Here is a 22,115-nt window from a genome sequence, read left to right as displayed (position 1 = left end):
TGGCTGACAGGCCGTGCCCCGAAGGGAACAGCGGCCCTCCCGCCTTCCCAGACCAGACATGCGTCCAGTGGCGCCGACAGCACCGGCGCCAGCGTGGAGAGCCAAACCCGACACCGCGCTCAATCGATGGTCTGGGTCTGCCGTGCCGGTCAGGCTAGGCCAGCCCGGCGGTTCTGCCGGTCGGGTTGTCAACGTGCGCCTGACAGCGCGTTCTTCTGATCGTCTTCGGCGTCGGATAGCTCGCTGTCGGGGTGGCGGCGGAACGGTGCTGCCAGTGTGGGAAGGATGTGTCGACGGTTTCGGACCAGCGCGGCGATCGCGATCACGGTGTGGATGACGCAGAGCACATACCGCGCGGTCTGCCCAGGCAGGGCGAACTGGACGGCGAACAGTCCGAGCAAGGTCCAGGCCGCCCAGAGGGGGAAGCGCAAGGCGAGCAGCGCGGCTCGGCAGCCAGGTCGCACGACGGCCCGCCGGGATCCCGGCGGGCCGTCGTGTGTGTGTTGTGCGGAGGTCAGCCGTCGGAGTCCGGCGACGGCAGGTACCGACCGGGCACCTCGGCCGGGGTCAGGACCTTCTGCTCGCCCGGGTAGGGTTTCGCCCAGCCGTGTGCCTGGTACCAGGTGAAGTGGTCCATCTGGTCGGGGTTGGCGGAGTCGAGGACCGCGTTGGGGCCGGTCAGGTGCTGCTGCTTCTGCCAGGCCTGCCAGAGTTCGGCGACGTGCTTGTTGTCCGCGGGCACCGCCGGTGCCGCGGCTTGGGCCGGGGCGAGCGGGGCGTACTTCGCGGCCACGGTGTCCGCTCCGCAGGCCGGCGGGGTGGAGAGCCCGTAGGTCAGCGGGACGCGGTTGGGCACGGCGTTGAACGGCGTGTTGTCGGCCGCTTGGGTGAAGGCGCTGCGCATCGGGGTGGCGGCGCTGTCCTTCTGGTTCATCGGCTGGATCCCGAGGATCTGCTCGATGGTGCGGATCATGGTGATCTGGGTGTAGTAGTGGCTGTCGACCGTGCCGTGCTTTGCCCACGGGCTGATGATCTGCACCGGGCCGCGGGCGCCGTCGACGTGGTCGACGCCGTTCTGGGTGTCGTCCTCGATGACGAAGATCGCCGTGTCCTTCCACCACTTGCTGTGGGAGATGGTGTCCACGACCTTGCCGACGGCGAGGTCGTTGTCGGCGACCTGGGCGATCGCGTTGGGGGTGCCGCTCCCACCGGTGTGGTTGACAGGCAGCGCCATCAGGTTGAGGTTGGCCGGCCCGTTCGCCTCGAAGTCACGCTTCCAGAGCTCGTACCGGTACTGCTCGGAGACCGAAGTTCCCCCCCTCGGGAAGGCATGCACCGTGATGTCGTTCAGCGACGGGATCGGCGAGGAGGTGGTCGTCTTGATCGTGGTGTCCTGACCGGTCGCCTCCATGTTCTTGGCGTCGCAGTAGTAGTCCTGCCACTTCGTGCCGGCCGGGGCGGTCATGGACGAGTTGTACTCGCCGAAGACGCGCGCGGACTTCCCGGCCGCCTTGGCCCCGGTCCACAGGAAGCCGGACCGTTGGTGGCCCAGAGCGTCGTCGTTGGAGCCGTAGCTGCGCTCGTACTCCCCGGCCTGGGACTCGACGTACTCGGGGTTGTCGGCCTGCATCAGCCAGTTGTGACCCTCGGCGGAGTTGGTGCCGACGTCGTAGGTGTTGTCATAGAGCCCGAACTGCCGCGCCAGTGCGTGCTGGTTCGGGGTCACGTTCTCCCCGAACTGCGCCAGCGAGGGGTCGCCGTTACCGCGGGGGTCGTCGCCGAACACCTGGTCGTAGGTCCGGTTCTCCTTGACGATCAGGAAGACGTGCTTGATCGTCGACGGGTCACCCAGTCGCCTCGGCACGGGAACGGGGCGCACGTTGCCGTTGCCGCCCTCCGCGACGGAGCGGTTGTCCCAGCCGTTTTGGTGGAAGACCTTGTCGGTGTTGTCAGCGATGACGGTGTCGTCGGGTAGGGTGAACCGCAGCAGCGTGCCGGTCGCATCGTGGGTGTTGTGGCCGGTGGCCGGTTCGGTGCCGGGCCCCTTGTCGATGGTGCGCTCGGGCCCGCGCGCGCCGATGCCGCGCAGGTTGGTGACGAGCACCTCCTCGCCGACGGTGGTCACGTTCTCCGGGTAGTAGTCCATGGGCAGCAGACCGACGTAGCTGACCGGCTCCTGCGGTGTGGTGTAGCGGTAGGCGGCGACCGCGTTCGCCCGGCCGAGGGTGACCAGCAGGTGGCCGTCCTTGGTGAGGGTGACGCCGTTGGGGTGGTAGCCGACCGTGGCCTTCGGCCACGGCTGGGTCGCGATGGTCTGGACGACCTTGTCGGCGGCGGTGTCGATGACGGAGACGTCGTCGCTGCCGGTGTCAGTGACGAACAGCGCGCCGTCCTTGGCGTGCAGCGCGGTCGGGTGCACGCCGACGTCGATACTCGAGACGGCGGCGGCCGGGTCGGCCGCGTTGATGACGCTCACGGTGCCGGTGGTGGTGGCGCCGGTGTCCGGGTCGGCGGGCACCTGGGTGCCGTAGGAGTTGAGCGCGGTGTCGCCGTCCTTCGCCGGGCGCCCGCCCTCGTTGCTCACGTACAGCTTCTTGCCGACCAGCACCGTGTCCCGCGGCGCGTTGCCCACCGTCCAGCTGTGCTGGATCGCACCGGTCGCGGGATCCATCGCCACCACACGGTTCTGGCCGTTGACGGCGGCGTACACGGTGGAGCCGTCAGGTGAGAAGACCGCCTTGGCGGGCACGGCGTGCTTCGACCCCTGCGCCGCGATTGTGATGAACGTCGGGGCGCCGAGGGTGCCGTCGGCGTTGACCGGGAAGCGGTCGTAGCCGTTGATTTGAGCCATCCACAGAGTCTTGCCGTCGGGAGAGTAGGTCGGCCCCTCCTGCCCGACGTTGTTGTTGTCGACGTGCAGGCCGGCGTCCGCGGAGGTCCCGGCCTGCTGCAGCACCTTGTAGTTCTTCAGGTCGACGATGGTGAGAGCGATCGACCGGTCGGTGGTCAGCGCCGCCAGGTAGCGGCCGTCCGGGCTGACCGTGGAGGAGAGCAGCTTTCCGTTGTTGACGAGCAGCCGCTCACCGACCGGGGCGATGGCTTGGTCGCTGGGCAGCAGCAGGCCCTGACCGGTCGACTCACCGACGCGGTGGGTGCCGAACGCCTCGGTCGAGGCGTAGGCGATGCCCCCGCCGGCGACGGCGAGAACAGCCGTGCCGGCCGCGAGAACGCGGATCCGACGGCCGGCGCGTCCAGCGAAGAGCCCAAGACGGCCCTCGGTGACGCGTCGGCGCTGTCGCGTGACGTGCATGAATCATCCCTTCCGGGAACTGGCGAGCAGGTCGACGTTCCCGTCGAACTGCCGCAGTGGTTGGGCCCGCCCCCAGTCAGGGGTGCGCACCTGGAAGTAGCCGTTGACCTCCTCCGGGCCATCGCCGTCGGCGATGTACAGCCCTTCCGCGGTGACGTCGACCTGGTAGATGGCGGTGCCCCTCGCGTTTACGCCTTGGAGATCCTCGACCTGCGCGGACGCGGTGTCGGTTCCGATCAGGCCAGGAACGCGGCCTCGAGCGGTGCCACCACGGCGCGAGCTTCCGGTCGTCGGCGACGTTGGTGAGCCCGCCCGTCCCGGCACGTCGTGCGACCACATAGCCGAAGGACTTCGCGGTGCCACGACCCTGGACCGCGGGGGTTCTGTCCATGTCGGTCACCTTTTAGCCTTTTTGGCAGCATGAAGGAACGTAGAGATCGCGGTTTGCGTTGAAGACGCGAGCAGTCGAACGTTCGGCAAATGCCGTCCGACCCGCGGTGAAGTCGCTGGACAACAACGTGAGGTGTCGGCGACCCCAAACGGTCAGAGGACGGCGCCAGCCATTTGGCCGGAGACCAGCGGGCCGCCGATTCCGATGGGCGTGGTGGGCAGGCCATCGGAAGTTGTGGCCGGCGTGGAAACTCGGTGGCGCAAGCTGTCTGTGGCCTCAGCGCTGCGGCCGGCAGGGGTATCCACTGGCGCGCCGGTAGTCGTTACGCCATGTCCGAAACGTCGAGCGGTGCAGCAGCGCGCCGTGACGGTCCCCGACGGCCCTGAGCGATTCTTGGCGACGATCAGGTCAGCCTCGCTCGTCGCTGACCAGGGCACCTGGCAGTTCCTCGTGAGATACGGCAGTGAGCCGTTCCAGAGAGAGCGTCCGCTGCAGCGGCTCAACGACAGGGGCCGTGATCAGTGAGGCGGTCACGGCCGGCGAGTCAGGTTCATGCTCATGGCGAGGAACAGGAACCCTCGACCGCGACTGTCCACAGCAGGGAGAGCGGGAGCGGCCAGCCCACCTGCGGATCACATACGCGGACGGTTCTGTCGACACCCTCACCGCGGCGCAGGACACCTACATCAAGTCGGGACCGGACGCGCAGACGGTCTTCGGCGGACACCCCGGTACTCGAAGCCCGGGACGAGCCTGTGGAGATGCTCCACATGAAGCTGGATCAGGATCTTGTCGATGCCGCGGAGGCGGCGTCGGAATGTCCAGGCCAGTCCATAGCCGTCCGGCTGCCCCTTTCCACTCAGGTTGCACGGCCGTAGCCGCGGGCAGTATGCATGTCCTTCACGGTGCACGACAATCGCGCTGACGGGAGAAGTGACACGTGACGCTGGTGCGGACAGTTCGGTCCCTCCTGCATCCAGACGATCTTGCAGGTCTCGTCGAACGAGAGTATGAGATCGAGGCGCCGGTCACCGCGCGACTCCTAAGCCTCAATCCGTGGACCGGGTGAGTGGGCCCTCGGCGCGGTAGCAGGGAAAGTGCCTTCTGGATCGGGAGAATCTGGAGTGTCTAGGTCCTGATCCAACCCGATCCAAAAGGCACTGAGAGTGAAACTACCGTACGGGTGGTCGCGGGCCACGCCGGTGTTCGATGATCAGAACCTGGTGTCGTGTGCGGGCCTGGTGCCGGTGATGGCGTTGGCCGAGCGGGCGGGCCTGTCGGAGCTGGTGGACGAGCGGGTCGCGATCCGGACCACGACGGTGAGGTCGGCAGCGGTGAACCCGGCGGGCAAGCTCACCTCGATCATCGCGGGGATGGCTGCCGGCGCGGACTGTATCGACGATCTGGATGTGATCCGCTCTGGTGGGATGCGGCGGCTGTTCGACGGCGTGTATGCGCCGGCGACGCTGGGCCAGTTTCTGCGGGAGTTCACCCACGGCCACTGCATGCAGTTGGCGTCGGTCGCGCGGGCGCACCTGGTCAACCTTGTTCAGGCCAGCGGGCTGCTCCCCGGTATCGAGGATCAGGTGTTCATCGACATCGACTCACTCCTACGCCCGGTTTATGGGCATGCCAAGCAGGGCGCGAGCTTCGGGCACACCAAGATCGCCGGCAGGCAGGTGCTGCGCCGCGGCCTGTCACCGCTGGCCACCACGATCAGCACCAGCCAGGGCGCGCCGGTGGTGGCCGGGATCCGGCTCCGCGCCGGACGGGCCGCCTCGGGCAAAGGAGCGGCGAGCATGGTGGCCGAAGCGATCACCACCGCCCGTGTCGCCGGCGCCAGCGGGCAGATCCTGATGCGGGGCGACTCGGCGTATGGCAACCACGCCGTGGTCGCCGCGTGTGTGAAAGCAGGGGCGCGGTTCTCCGTCGTGCTCACCAAGAACCCCGCAGTCACCGCCGCGATCGCCTCCATCCCCGAGCACGCCTGGACCCCGGTGCACTACCCCGGCGCGGTCACCGATCCCGACACCGGTGAGTTGATCTCCGACGCCGAGGTCGCCGAGACGCAGTTCACCGCCTTCACCTCCACCAAACACCCGGTCACCGCCCGGCTGATCGTGCGCAGGGTCCGTGACCGAGCCCACGACCAGGCCGGCGATCAGGAGCTGTTCCCGGTCTGGCGTCATCACCCGTTCTTCACCAACAACACCGAACCCACCGCGCAGGCTGACATCACCCACCGCCGGCACGCGATCATCGAAACCGTGTTCGCCGACCTGATCGACGGACCACTCGCACACCTACCCTCAGGCCGGTTCGCCGCCAACAGCGCCTGGGCCATCTGCGCAGCCATCACCCACAACCTGCTCCGCGCCGCCGGCACCCTCACCAGCCCCCGCCACACCACCGCCCGCGGCGCGACGCTGCGCCGCCACATCGTCACCGTCCCCGCCAGAATCGCCCACCCACAGCGCCGCACCGTCCTACACCTGCCCGAGCACTGGCCCTGGGCCAAACAGTGGAACACCCTCTGGCACAACGTGTTCCGCCCCGCAACCGGCCCGCCACACGTCGCCTAAAACCTGCCCACCCGCCGTCAAGGCCCGACCAGAAACCAAAGGAAAGCTGGGCAGACCAGCGAGCCCGACCTGCCCAGCCGCAGCCCACACCACCAAACCCACAACCAAGATCACCAACCCACCCGGTCCACGGATCCAGGTTTAGGGACTCGCCTCGTTGTCAGCCCAGGCGACATTCGTGGGCAGGTCGCCGGTGCGGACGAACTCCCGCGCCGCTTCGCGAGCGGTCTGGACTGGGATGCCTCTGTGCGCCGGGATCTCGCCGCGGTCATTGCCGCACCACCACTCTGTGGGCTTGCCGGGGTCGAGGTCACCGTCGACATGCCAGGTCATGAAGGTCAAGTACGAAAAGTCTCGGCCAATACCCAGACTCATGCGAGGACCATCCCACTCGGCTTCTGTGCGGATATGGACTCCGCAGGGGCATTGGTCGGCTCTGGCTTCTCCAGTGATTCGGTCCAGCAGCGCATCCAATTCCTCCACGTTGGAGACCTCGGCCATCTCCGGGCCGTCGCCGTAGGCCAACACGAACCTGTCCGGCGGGCGCTCTGGCTCATCTGCCACCCTGCCCTCCAGGGAACGTCGCAGAACCCATCCGGACCGCGGACCGTCAGTCCCGATCCTGCTGCCAGCACGCCGGCAAGGACGACGGTGACAGGCGTACCCGGACTCCTCGGGGCGAGGCGTTCGGCTTCCCCTGGCAATCTGCGCCATCGCGGCATTTCGTGATTCGCCCACGCTAATGCCTCCTTCTCACACCTTCACCGGATCATGCCAGCCCTCATACCATCAGCTCGACGGAACGTGCTGGGACGCCGCAAAGTTGGTAATGGCTGGTAGTCGAGTCTCGGGTCACGGTGAGCGCCACGCCGCCGGTGGGGCAGTTTTGGCCGGAGTGGCTCAGCGGCTGATCTGGCGGCCTTCGACGGCTCTCGCTGCGCTGGCAGTGGCTTCGTCTCTCGACGGATTTGACGAGCCCGCGCCAGTTCTGGGGCAGGGCAACCAGGTCGCCTTCGCGAGGCAGGTTACCGGCTTGGATGTCGAAGTGCCGGCCTGCCTGTGCGCATGCGGCTCCCGACATGGTTGCCCGAGATCGGGAGGGGGCACGGTGATCACCGTCGCTTCGAATGCATTGTTGCGCTAAGACTAGGCCCAGGCCCGCTGTGCGCTCATCTCCCAATAGACACGGCAGGACGGGACCAATGGCCCCGGCAACTACCTGTGTCAGCGCATGGAGTTGCGGATCCGCCAGAGCGTCTGGCACCCATCAGGTCGTCTTCCGCGCGGCCGGCCCGGCTCGCGCCTCCCAGTTCACTACCGTCGCCCTCTGAAAGCGCACGGCCGGATGGCCGGGGCGAGGGCGCCGAACGCGGCGGTGAAGGCGAAGCCGAGGTCCTTGGTTCCGGTCGCTGCGCAGCCGTGCGAAGGTCGCCTGCTGATCGTTGTTCTTCGCTGGAAGCTACGACCGGACCGATCCGCTGCCGCACGGTTCAGTCATCGCTGGTCTGGGTGGCGCGGGTCTGGCCGGCACCAACTCCCCCGGAACCTCCGGGCACGGACAGTGCGTTCCGCATGCCCGCGCTGCGCTCGTAGCGCAGGCGGAGCCAGCCGAGGTGCTTAACGGAATGATGGGGTGCGGCGTCAGGCTGATCGGGGAAGGTGGTCGAGTGAGACATCGCGTTGGCGTAACGGTCAATCGGCTGCCCCCATGTGACGGATGGCACGAGAATCCAGGCTGAGCTGCCACGCGCAGGAGGCTCCGAGCACGAGCCCCAGGGGTCACCCGCGCAGTCCACCGCTTCGCGATCATGCTCGGTGGTGCAACTCATGCCCGCATACGTCCCGCTGGCGGTCATCGGTGCTCTGGAAGGACGGGGCAGTGACCGATCCTTCCGCCCCACGCCTCCTCGACTCGTCGTCAGTGACCTGGACGGAAGGCTCCTCCGCTCCGACGGGACGGTCTCCGACCGGACCCGAAGCGCCCTCGCCGCGGTTGAGGACGCTGGCGCGACGGTCGTGTTCGCGGCGACCTGCCGCCCACCCCAGTGGATGCGCCCTGTCGCCCAGGCGACCGGACACCGAGGCATCGCTGTCTGCTCCAACGGTGCGCTGGTCTATGACCCGCACCAGGAGGAGATCATCGAGGCGTTCCCGCTCGCTCCCGAGGTCGGCCATGCCGTCGTCGAGGCGATCCGGATGTCGATCCCTCGGGTGTCCTTCGGCGTGGAGTTCGGCGGCAGGTTCGGCCATGGCAAGACATACCTCGTCATCGCGGTGACCGATTGGGCGAGACGTTCATCGGGGAGATCTCCGACCTGCTGGTCCAGCCCGCGCTGAAACTCCTCGTCAGGCATGACGACTACGAACCCGACCAGCTGCTCGCCGAGGCCCGTGAAGTGGCCGGTGACCTCGCCACCTTGACCCACTCGAGCAAGGTCGGGCTGCTGGAGGTGGTGGCGTTCGGCGACATACCCAACGGCCTGGCGATGCTCGCCTGTGCCGGCACCGCCCACGCCGTGCAGACAAAGCGGCAGATCGTGGAAGCCCATCCCACTGACGGGTTCGGCTACTGCCTCAACTGCTGGGCCACGCCGGGCCGGCCAGCCGGGGCGCGATGTCTGACTGTTCGGCTCCTCGCCGGCCCTACGCTGGCCACCCTCAGTCCGGCCAGGAATGGCTGATCTGAACCATGTGGACACGCTCACGAGACTTTGACGGGGCTCGTTTGAAGTTCCCCAGACCTGCTCACTGAAATTCCCCACCCGTGTGGCTCCGCTTGAAGCGGTCGGGCTCCTTCGAGACTGGCGGTCTCTGACCACGCGCCATCTCGAAGGAGCCCTCGTTTCCCATGTTGACACGGGAGGACGATGTGGACGCACATGCGCTGCATCGCCGGGGCTGGACGATCTCTGCGATCGCCCGGCATCTGGGACATGACCGTAAGACCATCCGCGCCTATCTGAACGGGGACAGGGTCGCCGGGCAGCGCCGCCCGGCCGGGCCGGACCCGTTCGAGCCGTTCATCGGTTACTGCCGTGAGCGGCTGGTGGAGGACCCGCATCTGTGGGCGCAGACCCTCTTCGATGAGGTCACCAAGCTCGGTTACGCCCGTTCGTATCCGAGCTTCACCCGACAGCTGCGCACCCAGCGGCTGCGGCCGCACTGTGAGCCGTGCTCACCGGCCAAAGGCCGCCCCGCCGCGGTGATCGAGCACCCGGCCGGTGAGGAGACCCAGTGGGACTGGGTAGAACTGCCCGACCCGCCGCAGCAGTGGGGCTGGGGTGGCAAGGCGTTCTTGCTGGTCGGGGCGCTGGCGCACTCTGGCCGCTGGCGCGGTGTCCTGGCCGCGTCGATGGATCAGCCGCATCTGGTGGACGCCCTGGACCGCACGACTCGTGCGCTCGGTGGGCTGAGCAGGGTGTGGCGGTTCGATCGGATGGCCACCGTCTGCCACCCCGCTTCGGGAAGGATCACCTCCTCCTTCGCGGCGGTGGCCAAGCACTACGGCGTGCAGGTGGCGATCTGCCCGCCGCGGCGCGGGAACCGCAAGGGCGTGGTGGAGAAGGCCAACCACACCGCCGCGCAACGGTGGTGGCGCACCCTGCCCGATGAGCTCACCCCCGAGCAGGCCCAGGCCAGCCTGGATGACTTCTGCCAGCTACGCGCCGATGTGCGGATCCGCGCCACCGCCGACGGCAAGGCCTCCGTGGCCGCCCTGGCCAACGCCGAGGGTGAGCGTCTGAGGCCGGTGCCTGCCAGGCCGTTCCCCGCCACGATCACCGTGCAACGCCTCGCCTCGGCACAGGCGCTGGTCGCCTACCGCGGTAACCGCTACTCGGTCCCACCCGAACTCGCCCACGCGACCGTGACCGTCTCCCACCGGCTCGGCGCCCACCACCTCGACATCGCCACCACCAACGGCACCGTGATCGCCCAACACCGGCTCGCGATCGACGGCGCCGGGGTGATGGTCCGCGACCACGGCCACGTCCACGCCCTCAACCACGCTGCCCTGACCGCGTTCACCGATGCCGCCCCGCACCGACGCAAGCAGCGCATCCCACCCGGACCCGCCGCCCGAGCAGCCGCCGACCAGCTCCGCACCCGCCACCAAGCCGCCGACCCCGGCCGCGGCGAGGGCCCACCCGACCAGGGCGTGGTCATCGACCTGGCCCGCTACGCAGCCGCAGCCAAAGGAAGGAACACCCTCACATGACCACCACGACCACGACCATGACGCCTGCGGGGCCGAGAACACCGGCCCAGGCCAGCCTCTACCAGCAGCTGCGTGCCCACCTGGCCACGTTGAAGCTGCACGACGCCGCCGAGCACCTGCCCGCCGTGCTGGCCGCCGCCGAGACCGAGCAACTGTCGATGACCGCAACCCTGGAACGGCTCCTGGCGATCGAGGTCGACGCCAACCAAGCCCGCCGCCTGGCCGGCCGGCTCCGGTTCGCGTCCCTGCCCACCCCCGCGACCCTGGCCGACTTCGACTACGACGCCGCACCCGCCGTGGACAAAAAACTGATCGAGGAACTGGCCACCTGCCGCTACCTCGAGTCCGCCACCAACGTCCTGCTCATCGGTCCACCCGGAGTGGGCAAGACCCATCTGGCCGTGGGACTTGGCCGCGCCGCCGCCGAAGCCGGCTACCGCACCTACTTCACCACCGCCGCCGACCTCGCCGCCCGCTGCCACCGCGCGGCCATCGAAGGCCGCTGGGCCACCACCATGCGCTTCTTCGCCGGCCCCACCCTGCTCGTCATCGACGAACTGGGCTACCTGCCCCTGCCCGGTGAAGCCGCGTCCGCCCTGTTCCAAGTCGTGTCGCAGCGCTACCTCAAAACCTCGATCGTCCTCACCACGAATCGCGGTGTCGCCTCCTGGGGTGAGGTCCTCGGCGACACCACCGTCGCCGCCGCCATGCTCGACCGACTCCTCCACCGCAGCGTCGTCCTCAACCTCGACGGCGACTCCTACCGACTCCGCAACCACCACGCCCGCGCCGACACACTCCGACAAGCCACCACCGGCACCCGCAGACCACTACAGTGACCGCACCACCAGGTGAGGAACTTCGATAAGCAAACCTGGGGAAATCCGGGGCTCTGGCCCAAATTCCGTGATTGGCTACGGTCGGTTATTGTGCTGGAGTGTCATGCGAGGAGTACTCGTTTTCTGAGTAGGTCGAAGTTCGCGCGGCCGAACATTTGCCGTTTGAGGTATTTGATCTTGTTGACGATGCCTTCAACTGGTCCGGAGTTGAAGCGTGTGGTGAGCCCGTTGATGACGGCTTGAACGTCGCGTCGAAGGCCGGTGGTGAAGGAGTGTAGGTGCGGGAGATCGTCGGCGTCGACGCTGCTCATCCAGGCCTCCAGCCGGTCTTTGTCACCGTTGAGATGGGCCATCATCTCGGCGAAAGTCGACACGTGCGTCGCGGTCATCTTCAGCTCGGGGCAGTGCGAGCGTGCTTCGTCGAGTTTGGTGTGGGCGTCGGTGTCGAGATGGTCGGGGTGGGTGAGGATCCAGCGGGTGATCTCGCGGGGTTTCGGTATTGCGGGTGTTGTTGGCGGCGCGACGGCGAGGTGGCGGAACGGCCGGAAGTAGCGGCGGACGGCCTGCACGCTGCCCGACCAGCCTTGGGCTTGCAATTCCGCGTGCAGGGTGGGGATGTCGGTGCAGCCTTGGTTCCACCGCTGGTGCAGGTAGGGCTTGAACGGATCGAGCTTGCTGGCACGGGCGGTCGCCTTCACCAGAAGCTCGTCGAGGCTGGTAGCACGAGCGAACCGTTGCACGGTTTTGCGGTCCAGGCCCAGGGTGCGGCCGATCCCTGCCAGGGACTCGCCTTTGGCCAGCAGGTCGCAGACAGCGGCGTAGCGTTCCCGTGTGCGGGTCACAAGGCGCCGCTCACGCCCACACACGTCAAGCGTTGCGTCGAATGCTCGGTCCGGAGTGTGGTCGAGTGGCTGTTCGACCGCCATCACCAGCACAGGCGCAGGTTGCCGAACATCCTCCTCGGCCTGTGAGTCGGAGTCGACGGCGGGGAGTGGGGTAAGACAACCGCGATGGGCGGCGACGGTCTTGTCGACGTGCTTGGCGAGGTTGTGCCACAAGTGCCAGCGGTCGGCCACCTGGATCGCCTCGGGCGCACCGGTGCGGCCGCCTTCAGCGTAGGCACCGGCCCGGTCCCGGCAGATCACCTTGGCGCCGGGATGGGCTCGCAGCCAGTCAGCGAAGGCGTCTGCTTCGCGGTCGGGCAGCAGATCGACTGGTCTGTGGCTGTCCATGTCCACCAGGACCGTGCCATACACGTGTCCGCGACGCAGCGCGAAGTCGTCGACGCCGAGCACGGCGACGTCGCCGATCTGTGGGTCGGGTATGGCTCGGATCAAGCGCAGCAGCGTGGACCGGCCGACCACAACACCAAGGCGGGTGGCCAGCCGGGCGCCGGCTCGACCAGCCAGGGCGATCGCGACCGCCTCCAAAAGCTTGCGAAGTAACGGGGTACGCCGCGCGTATCGGGTAGTCAGTCCGGGAATCTGCTCGGCGAACGTTTTTACCGGGCACGCATCCACGCCACAGAAGAAGCGCCGCACCTGCAGCTTGATCACCACCGGCCACCCCGCTACCGCGGTGTCGGCCAGCCGACGCGAGTAGGAGCTGTGCACCCGCACCGCCGCCGTCCCGCACCGCGGGCACTCGGCATGCCCGCTAGCCGATCGTCCATAGATCACCAACCTGGACTCGACCCGTTCGACACCAACATCGACGAGGCCGGCCAAATGCGGCAGCAGTCGGGACAACGAAAGATACACTCGAACTGCCCTTCTTGCGGAGTCCGATTTCTTGGTCGAAACCGAACCTCCACAAGAAGGGCCTTCCTTGTCCTGCCAACACGCTCACGACAAAGTCAAGACTTGGTTATTACAAGAATTCAGCAATACGCCGCAACCGTTCACGCACACCCCGGACACAAAAGTCGCTATATACGGCTGATCACAGCGAGCGGAAGCCTCACCAAAGACGAGCACCTCCCAAAACCATCACCGTCCGTGACCAATCACGGAATTTGGGCCAGAGCCAACTACGGCGAGCGCCATCACCATGGGGACGATCTAATGAGTGAGCATTCAGTCGATGTTGGTGGCCGACGCCTGCACGTGGTGTCGCACGGGCAAGGCGCACCCACAGTCCTCTTCGAGGCGGGCCTGGGATGCTCGGCCAAGGATTGGGCCTTGATACAGGCCCGAGTCGGCCAGGTGACGGCCTCCTACAGCTACGACCGGGCGGGAGAAGGTGCAAGTGATGAGTCTGGCCCCTGGTCAGTGCAGGGCTGGCTTTCCGACCTGGAATCCTGGCTGGATGCGTTGAGCGCACCTGGGCCGTACGTCCTGGTGGGCCATTCGATCGGTGGCCACGTCGTCCGGACCTTCGCTGCCCGGCATCCGGAGGAAGTAGCTGGACTCGTGCTGGTCGACGCTCAACCAGAGCGGCTGTACGACGACTGGACACCCGATCGCCTCAGGCACGTCCGCGAGCTCAATCCCCCAGGCATCTTCGACCGGATCCTCGAAGCTTGCGAGTTCGTCAAGGCAGCGACCCGGCCGATGTCCTGTCCCCTCACGGTTATCACACACGGCGTAATCGACCTGATCCAAGAAGAACCCGGCGTCACTGCGGCAGACGTCGACCGGTTCGAACAGTCCTGGCAGACATTCCAAATGGATCTCGCGAAGCAGTCCGCTCTCGGCCGGCTCGTTGTCGCGGAGGCCAGCGGCCACATGGTCCCCACACAAGCACCAGATCTGATCGCTGACGAGATTCTCGCCATGGTCGCGCAGATCCATGAATAGACCGACGGTACGGTCACCGTCAGCGCCGGAGTCGGGCCCTTCGAACGCCCATGACCGTACTCGCCTCGCGCGGCCTGGCGCGAGTACCCCAACACAACGTCCGACATCGCCGACGTGGTTCGGCGGAACCTCCAGGTCCGCGCCCAAGCCCGCGAGCGGCCGTCGGACCTGGGTCCCATCTCAGACCGCTGACGGCAGAGCCCCTATGTCGCGCCACCAGCCGACGTCGGGATTCAGTTCGGCGGCAAGCTCTCCGAAGACGACGTCATCCATCTCCAGGTAGCCGTTGGGGTCGACGAAGAAAACTCCTCGCTCGAGGCTCAGCAAGCGTCGTCAGCAACGCCCGCAGTGAGCCGAACTCAATCGGATGCTCAGGCTCCTCGATCCGGAAGTGGCGTACCGGGCTCCCAGACGACGAAGTCAGGTCGAGAACGTAGAAGTCCCCGCCGCCGTTGGCGAAGAGCGGAAGCCACCCTGGCGTCCAGCGGGAGTCGGTCGCGAAAGCGCGGTAGTTCGCGATCGCGTCCTGGATCGAAAGCAGGTAGAAGCCCGGAAAGATGTGGATGTCGTCGAGTGTCACTCCTCCCGCCGTCGACGTCCCGTTCCGCCAACCGTAGAGCGACTCAAGCCCAGCGGAGGAAGTGAGGCCTGTAGCCAGGGCAGCGAGCGTCGCAAGGATGAGGACAGCGCTGGTCAGACCCCAGCCCAAGTATCGGCGGTCGCCCACCTTGATCATCCTCATGCTCAAATGGTCGCAGCGTGGGGCCTACCTAGTGTTGCGTGATTCTGGTCGCGTTATTTCGCGTTGTTGTCGACGAGTTTCTTGATGTTGGTCTGGACGAGGCGGACCTTGGCGAGGATCTCTTCGCTGGTAGCGGTCCAGGCGAACGGCTTCGCGTCGACGTTCCAGGTGTCGATGTAGTCCTTGATCTGTTTGATCAGCACGTTCACCGAGGTGAAGGTGCCGCGGCGGATCGACTGGCGGGTCAGGATCCCGAACCACGTCTCGATCTGGTTGATCCAGCTCGATCCGACCGGGGTGAAGTGGAACCTGACGTGCGGATTCTCCTCCAGCCAGGCCTCCACCTCCGGCGTGGTGTGGGTGGACAGGTTGTCCAACACGACATGGACCTCTTTGCCCGTATGAGGTTTGACGGCCTTCTTCAAGAAGGCCAGGAAGTTCGCCCCGTCCCGGGTCGGCCTGCACTCCCCAATGACCCGGCCGGTGCCCACATCCAGGGCAGCGAACAGGTTCGTGACACCGTGCCGCACATAGTCGTGGGTGCGTTTCTCGGTCACGCCGAAGTCCAACGGCAGCAACGGCTGGGTGCGGTCCAACGCCTGGATCTGAGTCTTCTCATCGATGGAGAGCACCACCGCACCACCGGGCGGGTCCAGATACAACCCGACCACATCGGAGACCTTCTCCGCGAACGCGGGATCCTTGGACAACTTGAACGTGGCATGCCGGTGCGGCGCAAGCCCCTCCTCCCGCCACACCCGAGCCACATAGCTCCACGACACACAGATCCCCTCGACCCGCTTCAGATACCCAGCCAACCCACGGGTCGACCAGTGCGACAGCCCCGTCTCCACCGGCGGAGAAGTCCTGGTCAACGCCACCACCCGAGCCCGCACCCGCGGTGGAACCTGCACCCGCGGCGCAGCCCGATCACGATCGTCCAACCCGGCCAGGCCATGCTCGGCGTGGCGGCGGACCCACCGATCCACCGTCGGCAACGACACCCCCGCCAACTCCGCGATGTCCTTACGACGCCGCCCTTCCCCATGCCACAACACGATCCGCGCCCGAGTCGCCAGCACAGCCGACACATCCCGACTGTTCACCAACGCCCGCAACTCAGCGTCCTGCTCCACCGAAAGCTCCACACCGAGTCAACGAGCCACAACACGAAAAGTAACGCAACCAGAATCACGCAACACTAGCCGCGCTCGACCCCGACCGCTGGCGCCTGAACGTCTCCGCTGGCTTCCAGGACCACGCACGGTTCGAGTTCCTCGCCCGCGAAGCCGTCGGCATCGGCGACCTGAACTCCATGGACGACCCGCCGGCGGTCGCCTTGGCCCTCGACCGCGCCGGCGCCACCGACCTCCCCGACACCCTCCCCGCCGGACTCGACACCCAACTCGGAACCAACTGGCCAGGAGGTACCGACCTGTCCGGCGGCCAATGGCAGAAGATCGCCCTCAGCCGCGCCATGATGCGCCGCCAGCCGCTCCTGCTCCTTCTCGATGAGCCAACCGCCGCCCTCGACGCCGACACCGAGCACCGCCTCTTCGAACGCTGGACGTCCGCAGCGGCGCGGCTACAGCAGGACACAGGAGCCATCACCATCCTGGTCTCCCACCGCTTCTCCACCGTACGCACGGCCGACCACATCATCGTCCTCAATCACGGCCACATCACCGAAACCGGCACCCATGACGAGCTCCTCGCCCGCGACGGCCTCTACGCCGAACTGTTCAACCTCCAGGCCCGCTCCTACCAGTAGCGCATCCTGCGCCTAGTTAGGGTTGACCCCGAATTCGGCTGTCGGCGGGTGAGGATCCTCCCGAGGGCTAATTGTAAGGAGATTCATGACAAGAAGTGCAATCGATCTGAGCCCGTTCGCTGACGATGTGTACGCTATCGCTGCCTACTATGGCGTATCGGAAAAGAATGTGGCGCCGGCTCCGACTCAGGGGCAGGTGAATCTGACGGTCTACTTGGGCACCGAGCTCGTACTGCGCATCCCACGCAGTGCTAAAGCGGCTGAGCAACTATCGAAGGAGGCTGAGGTTATTCCACTCGTCCAGGACGCGGGCGTGCCGACCTCAGAACTCGTCAGCTACGACGCAACCCTTCGAGTCGGGAGCGTGCCATACGTGGTTTTGGAACGACTGCATGGCGCGACCCTGGCTGAGCAGGCGCCTGATCCTACAAATCGCCGGCGGGCACTTGAATCCCTCGGTGAGATCCTCGTGACTCTTCATCGGGTCCGGCTCAGTAGGGTCGGATCAATCGGCGCAATCCCGGCGCCCTTCACATTCTCGCCATCCAAGTTGCTTCAGCGACTCACGGAGACGGGCGAGATCGGCAGTGCCCAATACGATTGGCTTCTCGAGAAGTTCGACCTCCTGCAGCCCGAGGGTCCTTCACAAGCGGACCCGGTGCTCCTACATCGCGACGTGATCCCATCGAACTTGATCGTTGATCAAGAAGGACGGGTAACGGCACTGTTGGACTGGGGCTGTGCCGAATGGGGATCCCCAGCTCGCGACCTTGTCGGTCTACCACTCCAGGCATTGCCCGACCTGTTGTCTGGGTACCGATCGGCCCTCGACGTCGCGACATCGGGACACAACGACGACAGCGACCTTTCGCTTGAGCGCGACGCTCTCTGGTACCACCTCTACTTGGCGTTAGCCAGACTCTTGAATGATCCCTCCACATCAGAGGACCGCAACTGGGCAGCGCCAAGGAACGCGACACTGCTCGACATACTCGCATTCGTATCCAGTGCGGGGATGGAACCTTGGCCCGTTCTCCTACGTCGCGTATCACTAAGCCCGAATCCACCGATGATCTGTGGTTGATCGTTCGGCGTGGTTTTGCGGTGGGGTTGTGGTCGGGGCATGGGGTGGTGCCTGGCCTGGTTGCCAGGGTGTCCACGTTCGGGGTTTCTGGGTCGCGCCGTTGAGGCTGGGTGGTCAGGTCGTTGCCGGAGTGGGTGGCCCGCAGCCGAGCGCGGAGGTGAACAGGTGTGTCCATGCGGTTTCCCATGGCCATGCGGTTGGCAGGTGCAGGGCGATCCGTCGGGCAGAGTTCGCCAGGCGTGCGGGGACGGCGATCAGCTTGCGTCGGATGGTGGCGGTGGTCGCCCTGGCCAGGGTGGGGCCGGTGAGGGTGGCGGCGGCGCGGGTGAGGTTGAACGCCATGACAGCCAGGACGAGCCAGGCTGCGTTCGCGGTGAACACTCCTGAGGGTAGGTGCGCCAGGGCTGCGTTTCTTCAGGTCGGCGTGAACCTGTTCGATGATCGCGTGGTGGCGGTGGGTCTTGTCCACGGTCACGGTGTTCATCATCTCGGTGGGCACGGTGGTGAAGAAGGCGTGGAACCGCCAGACGTCGAACAGCGTGTCCTGTCCGGGTGCCTGTGCGGGGGTGGCGTTCAGGTCGGGGATCCGACGGACCACCAACCGCCCGGGTATCTGGTCGGCCTTCTTGCCCCCGCTGAACGCGGTGAACGGCATTTCGGCGACCTCGGCCCGGGAGATCCACTGGCCGGTGGGCTCGTCATAGGCGGCCTGGGGGTACTCGATCGTCTGCCACGCGGACTCATCGATGGAGGCGAGGGCCTTCTTCACAGTCGTGTCGAGGCGAACGGTCACCGACACCTGCGCCCCCGCGCCCACGGCCGCGGCGATGGTGGGGCGGCCGTGGAACGCCGAGTCCGCGCGCATCAGAACCTGCCCTTGCGCACCGGCGCCTCGCAAGGCTTTCACGGTCTTCAACGCGTCGGCGACCAGGCGTTTCGCGCCTCGCACGGATCCGCAGGAGCCTTTGCGGAGTCGCTGCGCCACGATGACCGGCGCCGCGGCCGAGGTGGTGACGGTAGCCAGCAGCACGTTCAGCCCGCGCACACCGGAGTAGCCGAACCCAGCGCCCTGCTTGGCATAGCCGTGCACCTCGACGATCGTGTCGTCGATGTCGAGGACCGCGTAGTCCTCGATCCCGACCACCAGCGGCGTCGACGCGGCCAGGCCGGCCACCAGCCTGGCCGCGACCGCGTCGAGTTGACGGACGTGGCCGAAGGTGAACGAGCGCAGGAACGAACCCAGCGTCGACGGGGCGTAGAGGCCGGTGAAGGCCCGGCTCATCCCGCCGTGCCGCAGCAACGCCATGTCCTCGATGCTGTCCGCGCCGGCCACCATGCCCGCGACCAGCGACGCCACCTTCGACCCCGCGTTGGCGCCCTTATCGGTCGGCACGCTCAGATGCGCATCAGCCAGATCGGCCAACCCAACCGACTCCGCCAACCCCATCACCGGAACCAGTCCCGCCGACGACACAAGATTCGGCTCATCGAACACCGCAGAAGTCGCCGCGAACGTGTGAGACAGTTGCATCTTGCGGATGTCCTTCGTGGTGCAGAGTTTCGACCTTCGACAAGTCCGATCCTCCAACACACAAGGGCATCCGCTCCCCACGCCACGCTCACCCCACCACACCCCATCGGTGAATCCGGGCTAAGCCAGGCACCTTGACCGTCCGCGCCCGGCGCACGGTCACCGCCGAACAGGTCGTTCTCCGCTACGACCTGGACACGGGTGAGGCCGCCATCCTTCGTGAGGAGCACGCGAAGCTACAACCGGTAGGCGCGACAGCCGGCCACGGCCTGATCGCGGCGTTCGAGGACTTCCACCACCCCGCCGACCTGTACGCGTTCGACACCGAATGCCAGCAGAGCCGTCGCCTCACCACCGTCGAACCTCGCCTGGAAGGCATCCGCATCGGCGTGGTGGACAGCTTCGAAACCGTCGTTCCCCGTCACGACGGAACCCTCCAGCCAACTACGACAGCCGTACTCATGCCGGCTGGCAACTCCCGCGGCGATCGGCTGCCTGCCGTGATGTTCCTCTATCCAGGCGGCAGGGTCTCCGGTGCCGCAGCCGACTTCACCGGCGGCGCGCCGGCAACGCTTCCACTTGCCGCCCTGCTCACCCGCGGATACGCCGTCCTACTGGCCGAGACGCCTATCGGCCCCGAGGGGCAGGCGGAGAACCCTCTGCAGGAACTCGTCGACGTCACCGTCCCGCAGGTCTACCACGCCGCCGAACTCGGCTACGTCGATCTCGGTCGAATCGCACTCGCCGGCCACTCCTACGGGGGTTACGGCACTGCGGCCATCATCAGCGGCACCAACATCTTCCGCGCCGCTGTCGCTATCTCCGGCCTGTACGACCTCGCCGGCGGCTACGGATGGAACGACTTCGCCACGATGCCGTCCCGCTTCTGGTACTTCGAGACAGGACAGGCCCGCATGGGCACCCACCCGTGGGCATCCCTCGAGCGCTACCTCGCCAACTCGCCCTACTACCAGGCCGACCGCATCCACACCCCACTGCTCCTCATCCACGGCGCCGAAGACTCCTTCTGCCCAGTCGAGGACGCCGGAAAGCTGCTAAACGCCCTCAAACGTCTCAACCGCACAGCCACCCTCGCCGTCTACAAAGGTGAAGGCCACGTGCCAACGGAGTGGTCACGCAGCAACGCCATCGACGCCCTAAAACGAACCATCGAATTCCTCGACACCCACCTGAAACAGCCAAAAGTTGACGCAGAACGATGAGGCTAAAACCTCTGACCGAGTAGTCGATCCCCTATGTGCTTTTCAGTTTTGGGCCGGGGCAGATTCTCCTCGGCTCCGGAGAGGAGCTGCCAGAGATGGTGACCGAACCCCGCGTCTCGCTGACGTCAGAGCATGTCGCAGGCCTGTTGCCGGTGGCTGCGTGCGATGTGGAGCTGGAACTCATAGCCACCGGCAACCACACGTGGCGAGTTGCCGCCGGTGGCGAGATCTTCTACATCAAGGTGCATACCAAGCCCTGGTACGGCGGCAAGCCCGACGGGAGCGTCGTACGCCACGAGATCACCGCGCACCGGCTACTGCACGAACAGGGCCTGCCGACCCCCGAAGTCATCAGCTCATCATTCACCTGCGACAACCCGCTGCAGTGGCCCTTCATGCTCACCCGCGCCCTCGATGGCACCGCCCTTACCGACCTGCTCCCCCAGCTAGCCCGCGACGAAGCCGACCAAGTGCCGCGACAGGTCGGCGCACACCTTGCCCGGATGCACTCCATCACCTTCGAACACCCCGGCTACCTCGTCGACGGGCCGCCCCTCGCACCGCCCGATCCCAACCAGTGGCAGCACGGCATCTGGCGGTTCGAGCGGTTCCTGACAGGTGCCATCTCCAGCTGGGCCGACGTCAAGGACGACCTCGACCTGCCCACCGCGGACGCCCTCGCCAGCCTGGTAGCCGCCAAGATGGCCGACCTTCGCGCCAGCTACCAACCCCCACGATTCGTCCATGGCGACTGCCACGCCAACCAGTTCTTCCTCAGCAAAACCGATGGCAGCTGGCGGGTAAGTGGAGTCCTCGACATGGAAGTTGCCTCAGCCGGATCGCCACTGTCGGACTTCCTCAAGTTCGTGATCGAAATGGCAGGCCGCTTTGGCGCCGGCCCGCTGCGCTGGTGGGAGCCGGTCCTCGACGGCTACGGCAGTCCCGTGGACTTCGATCTCCTACGCCTGGGCCTCACGGCCGCCGGCCACATCAACTACACCTGCCTCGGCCCCCACGCATGGCCGGGCACGCGAGCAGAGATCGTCCGGCATCTAGTTCGGGCACGCAACTGGTCCGAACTCCTCGACCTGACCCAGATCGAAAACCGCCTTACTCAGCGCGCCGCTGGTGATGAAGTGGATCTGCCCCACGGTCGAGGCGCTCACCGGTGACGTGCTCAAGGTAGGCCGTGCCGTGCACCGGACCCGGCAGCGCCGCAGCTGCGCACAGAACCGCTCCAGCACGCGCTGACCTTCGCGATGGGGACGTCGCCCAGGGCCGGCTTGATGGTGCGGCTCGGCGTAGCCGCGGTATCCCCTCCAGCGTCCGCTCGTCAGCCTCGTGCAGCTGCAGCCACGCGTCGAGCGTGTATCCGAGGGTTGCCTTCGTCGAGCCGGTGCGCTGCTGGTCGACCTTGGCGAGCAGTCGGGCGCGGATCGGCTCAACCTGGCGACGGTCGCGCGTGGACGCGGCCAGGTAGGTGTCCTTGCCGGCCAGCAGGTCGGGTCCGGCGTAGTCCAGGACCTGGAACGAGCTGCCGCGCTGGCGGACGAAGCCACATGTACACCGCCCGAGGCACCTTCAGCCCCAGTGGCGACCGCCAGAACCATTGACAGATGGTCGGCCGG

General features: G+C 66.5%; 18 protein-coding genes and 1 pseudogene. 10 read left to right on the top strand and 9 right to left on the bottom strand.

The features are described from left to right. Positions 1-188 precede the first annotated feature (188 nt). The 3 genes from HEB94_RS24015 to HEB94_RS24005 are packed head-to-tail and all read right to left on the bottom strand — an operon-like array spanning position 189 to position 3,634. Positions 189-464: a hypothetical protein gene (locus HEB94_RS24015; RefSeq protein WP_202896510.1), complete on the bottom strand. Its 276-nt coding sequence runs from the start codon at positions 462-464 to the stop codon at positions 189-191. A gap of 50 nt (positions 465-514) precedes the next feature. Beyond that, on the bottom strand, positions 515-3,310 hold the full coding sequence (locus tag HEB94_RS24010) for an alkaline phosphatase family protein (RefSeq protein WP_192751990.1): 2,796 nt from the start codon (positions 3,308-3,310) through the stop codon (positions 515-517). A 3-nt stretch (positions 3,311-3,313) separates the two neighbouring features. After that, positions 3,314-3,634 (bottom strand): hypothetical protein, encoded by a 321-nt coding sequence (locus tag HEB94_RS24005; protein ID WP_192751989.1) that lies wholly within the window; start codon positions 3,632-3,634, stop codon positions 3,314-3,316. Positions 3,635-4,867: 1,233 nt separating this feature from the next. Between HEB94_RS24005 and HEB94_RS24000 the strand changes: the two genes are divergently transcribed. Beyond that, a complete protein-coding gene (locus HEB94_RS24000; protein WP_192751988.1) occupies positions 4,868-6,283 on the top strand; it encodes an IS1380 family transposase in 1,416 nt (471 codons plus the stop codon). Between the two features lie 141 nt (positions 6,284-6,424). Here the strand turns inward: HEB94_RS24000 and HEB94_RS23995 are convergent, their stop codons facing one another. Together HEB94_RS23995 and HEB94_RS23990 are read right to left on the bottom strand one after the other, a co-directional pair. After that, positions 6,425-6,847, bottom strand: coding sequence for an Imm1 family immunity protein (locus HEB94_RS23995; protein ID WP_192751987.1), 423 nt, complete (start codon positions 6,845-6,847; stop codon positions 6,425-6,427). Positions 6,848-7,773: 926 nt separating this feature from the next. Further along, on the bottom strand, positions 7,774-7,959 hold the full coding sequence (locus HEB94_RS23990) for a hypothetical protein (RefSeq protein WP_192751986.1): 186 nt from the start codon (positions 7,957-7,959) through the stop codon (positions 7,774-7,776). A 151-nt stretch (positions 7,960-8,110) separates the two neighbouring features. On the opposite strand from HEB94_RS23990, the gene HEB94_RS23985 reads away from it, so the two are divergent. From HEB94_RS23985 to istB, 4 genes are all read left to right on the top strand, one after another. Beyond that, entirely contained in the window at positions 8,111-8,620 is a 510-nt protein-coding gene (locus HEB94_RS23985) for an HAD family hydrolase (protein WP_192751985.1), read from the top strand. Next, complete coding sequence (locus HEB94_RS23980; RefSeq protein ID WP_192751984.1) at positions 8,566-8,964, top strand: hypothetical protein; 399 nt, start codon at positions 8,566-8,568, stop codon at positions 8,962-8,964. Before HEB94_RS23985 ends, HEB94_RS23980 begins: the two co-directional genes overlap by 55 nt. Positions 8,965-9,131: 167 nt before the next feature. Further along, entirely contained in the window at positions 9,132-10,499 is a 1,368-nt protein-coding gene (locus HEB94_RS23975; protein ID WP_192751983.1) for a Mu transposase domain-containing protein, read from the top strand. Next, positions 10,496-11,338 (top strand): IS21-like element helper ATPase IstB, encoded by an 843-nt coding sequence (gene istB / locus HEB94_RS23970; protein WP_192751982.1) that lies wholly within the window; start codon positions 10,496-10,498, stop codon positions 11,336-11,338. The genes HEB94_RS23975 and istB overlap by 4 nt, the downstream gene beginning before the upstream one ends. 101 nt (positions 11,339-11,439) lie before the next feature. Here the strand turns inward: istB and HEB94_RS23965 are convergent, their stop codons facing one another. Further along, positions 11,440-13,017, bottom strand: coding sequence for an ISL3 family transposase (locus HEB94_RS23965; protein ID WP_337918547.1), 1,578 nt, complete (start codon positions 13,015-13,017; stop codon positions 11,440-11,442). A gap of 318 nt (positions 13,018-13,335) precedes the next feature. Here HEB94_RS23965 and HEB94_RS23960 point away from each other — a divergent pair, with 318 nt between their 5' ends. Continuing rightward, positions 13,336-14,136: an alpha/beta fold hydrolase gene (locus HEB94_RS23960; protein WP_192751981.1), complete on the top strand. Its 801-nt coding sequence runs from the start codon at positions 13,336-13,338 to the stop codon at positions 14,134-14,136. Positions 14,137-14,401: 265 nt separating this feature from the next. Here the strand turns inward: HEB94_RS23960 and HEB94_RS23955 are convergent, their stop codons facing one another. Together HEB94_RS23955 and HEB94_RS23950 are read right to left on the bottom strand one after the other, a co-directional pair. Next, a complete protein-coding gene (locus HEB94_RS23955) occupies positions 14,402-14,878 on the bottom strand; it encodes an SMI1/KNR4 family protein (protein WP_192751980.1) in 477 nt (158 codons plus the stop codon). A gap of 53 nt (positions 14,879-14,931) precedes the next feature. After that, the gene (locus tag HEB94_RS23950) at positions 14,932-16,014 is read right to left on the bottom strand and encodes an IS630 family transposase (protein WP_202896509.1); all 1,083 of its coding nucleotides are present in this window, start codon (positions 16,012-16,014) and stop codon (positions 14,932-14,934) included. A gap of 179 nt (positions 16,015-16,193) precedes the next feature. On the opposite strand from HEB94_RS23950, the gene HEB94_RS23945 reads away from it, so the two are divergent. Then, positions 16,194-16,649 carry an ATP-binding cassette domain-containing protein gene (locus HEB94_RS23945; RefSeq protein WP_337917946.1) on the top strand — a complete coding sequence of 152 codons (456 nt, stop codon included), beginning with the start codon at positions 16,194-16,196 and terminating at the stop codon, positions 16,647-16,649. Positions 16,650-16,734: 85 nt separating this feature from the next. After that, positions 16,735-17,733, top strand: coding sequence for a phosphotransferase family protein (locus HEB94_RS23940; RefSeq protein WP_192751978.1), 999 nt, complete (start codon positions 16,735-16,737; stop codon positions 17,731-17,733). A gap of 114 nt (positions 17,734-17,847) precedes the next feature. Here the strand turns inward: HEB94_RS23940 and HEB94_RS23935 are convergent. Further along, a pseudogene (locus HEB94_RS23935) lies at positions 17,848-19,264 on the bottom strand (IS1380 family transposase). A 134-nt stretch (positions 19,265-19,398) separates the two neighbouring features. Here HEB94_RS23935 and HEB94_RS23930 point away from each other — a divergent pair. After that, positions 19,399-20,487, top strand: coding sequence for an alpha/beta hydrolase family protein (locus tag HEB94_RS23930; RefSeq protein ID WP_192751977.1), 1,089 nt, complete (start codon positions 19,399-19,401; stop codon positions 20,485-20,487). A 95-nt stretch (positions 20,488-20,582) separates the two neighbouring features. Next, positions 20,583-21,659, top strand: a complete 1,077-nt coding sequence (locus HEB94_RS23925; RefSeq protein WP_192751976.1) for a phosphotransferase family protein — start codon at positions 20,583-20,585, stop codon at positions 21,657-21,659. The last annotated feature ends 456 nt before the right edge of the window (positions 21,660-22,115 follow it).

The organism is Actinopolymorpha pittospori, assembly GCF_014873875.1.
Classification (GTDB): domain Bacteria; phylum Actinomycetota; class Actinomycetes; order Propionibacteriales; family Actinopolymorphaceae; genus Actinopolymorpha; species Actinopolymorpha pittospori.
Note: the sequence above shows the minus strand (reverse complement) of the source record. Positions and strands in the feature narration are given on the sequence as shown.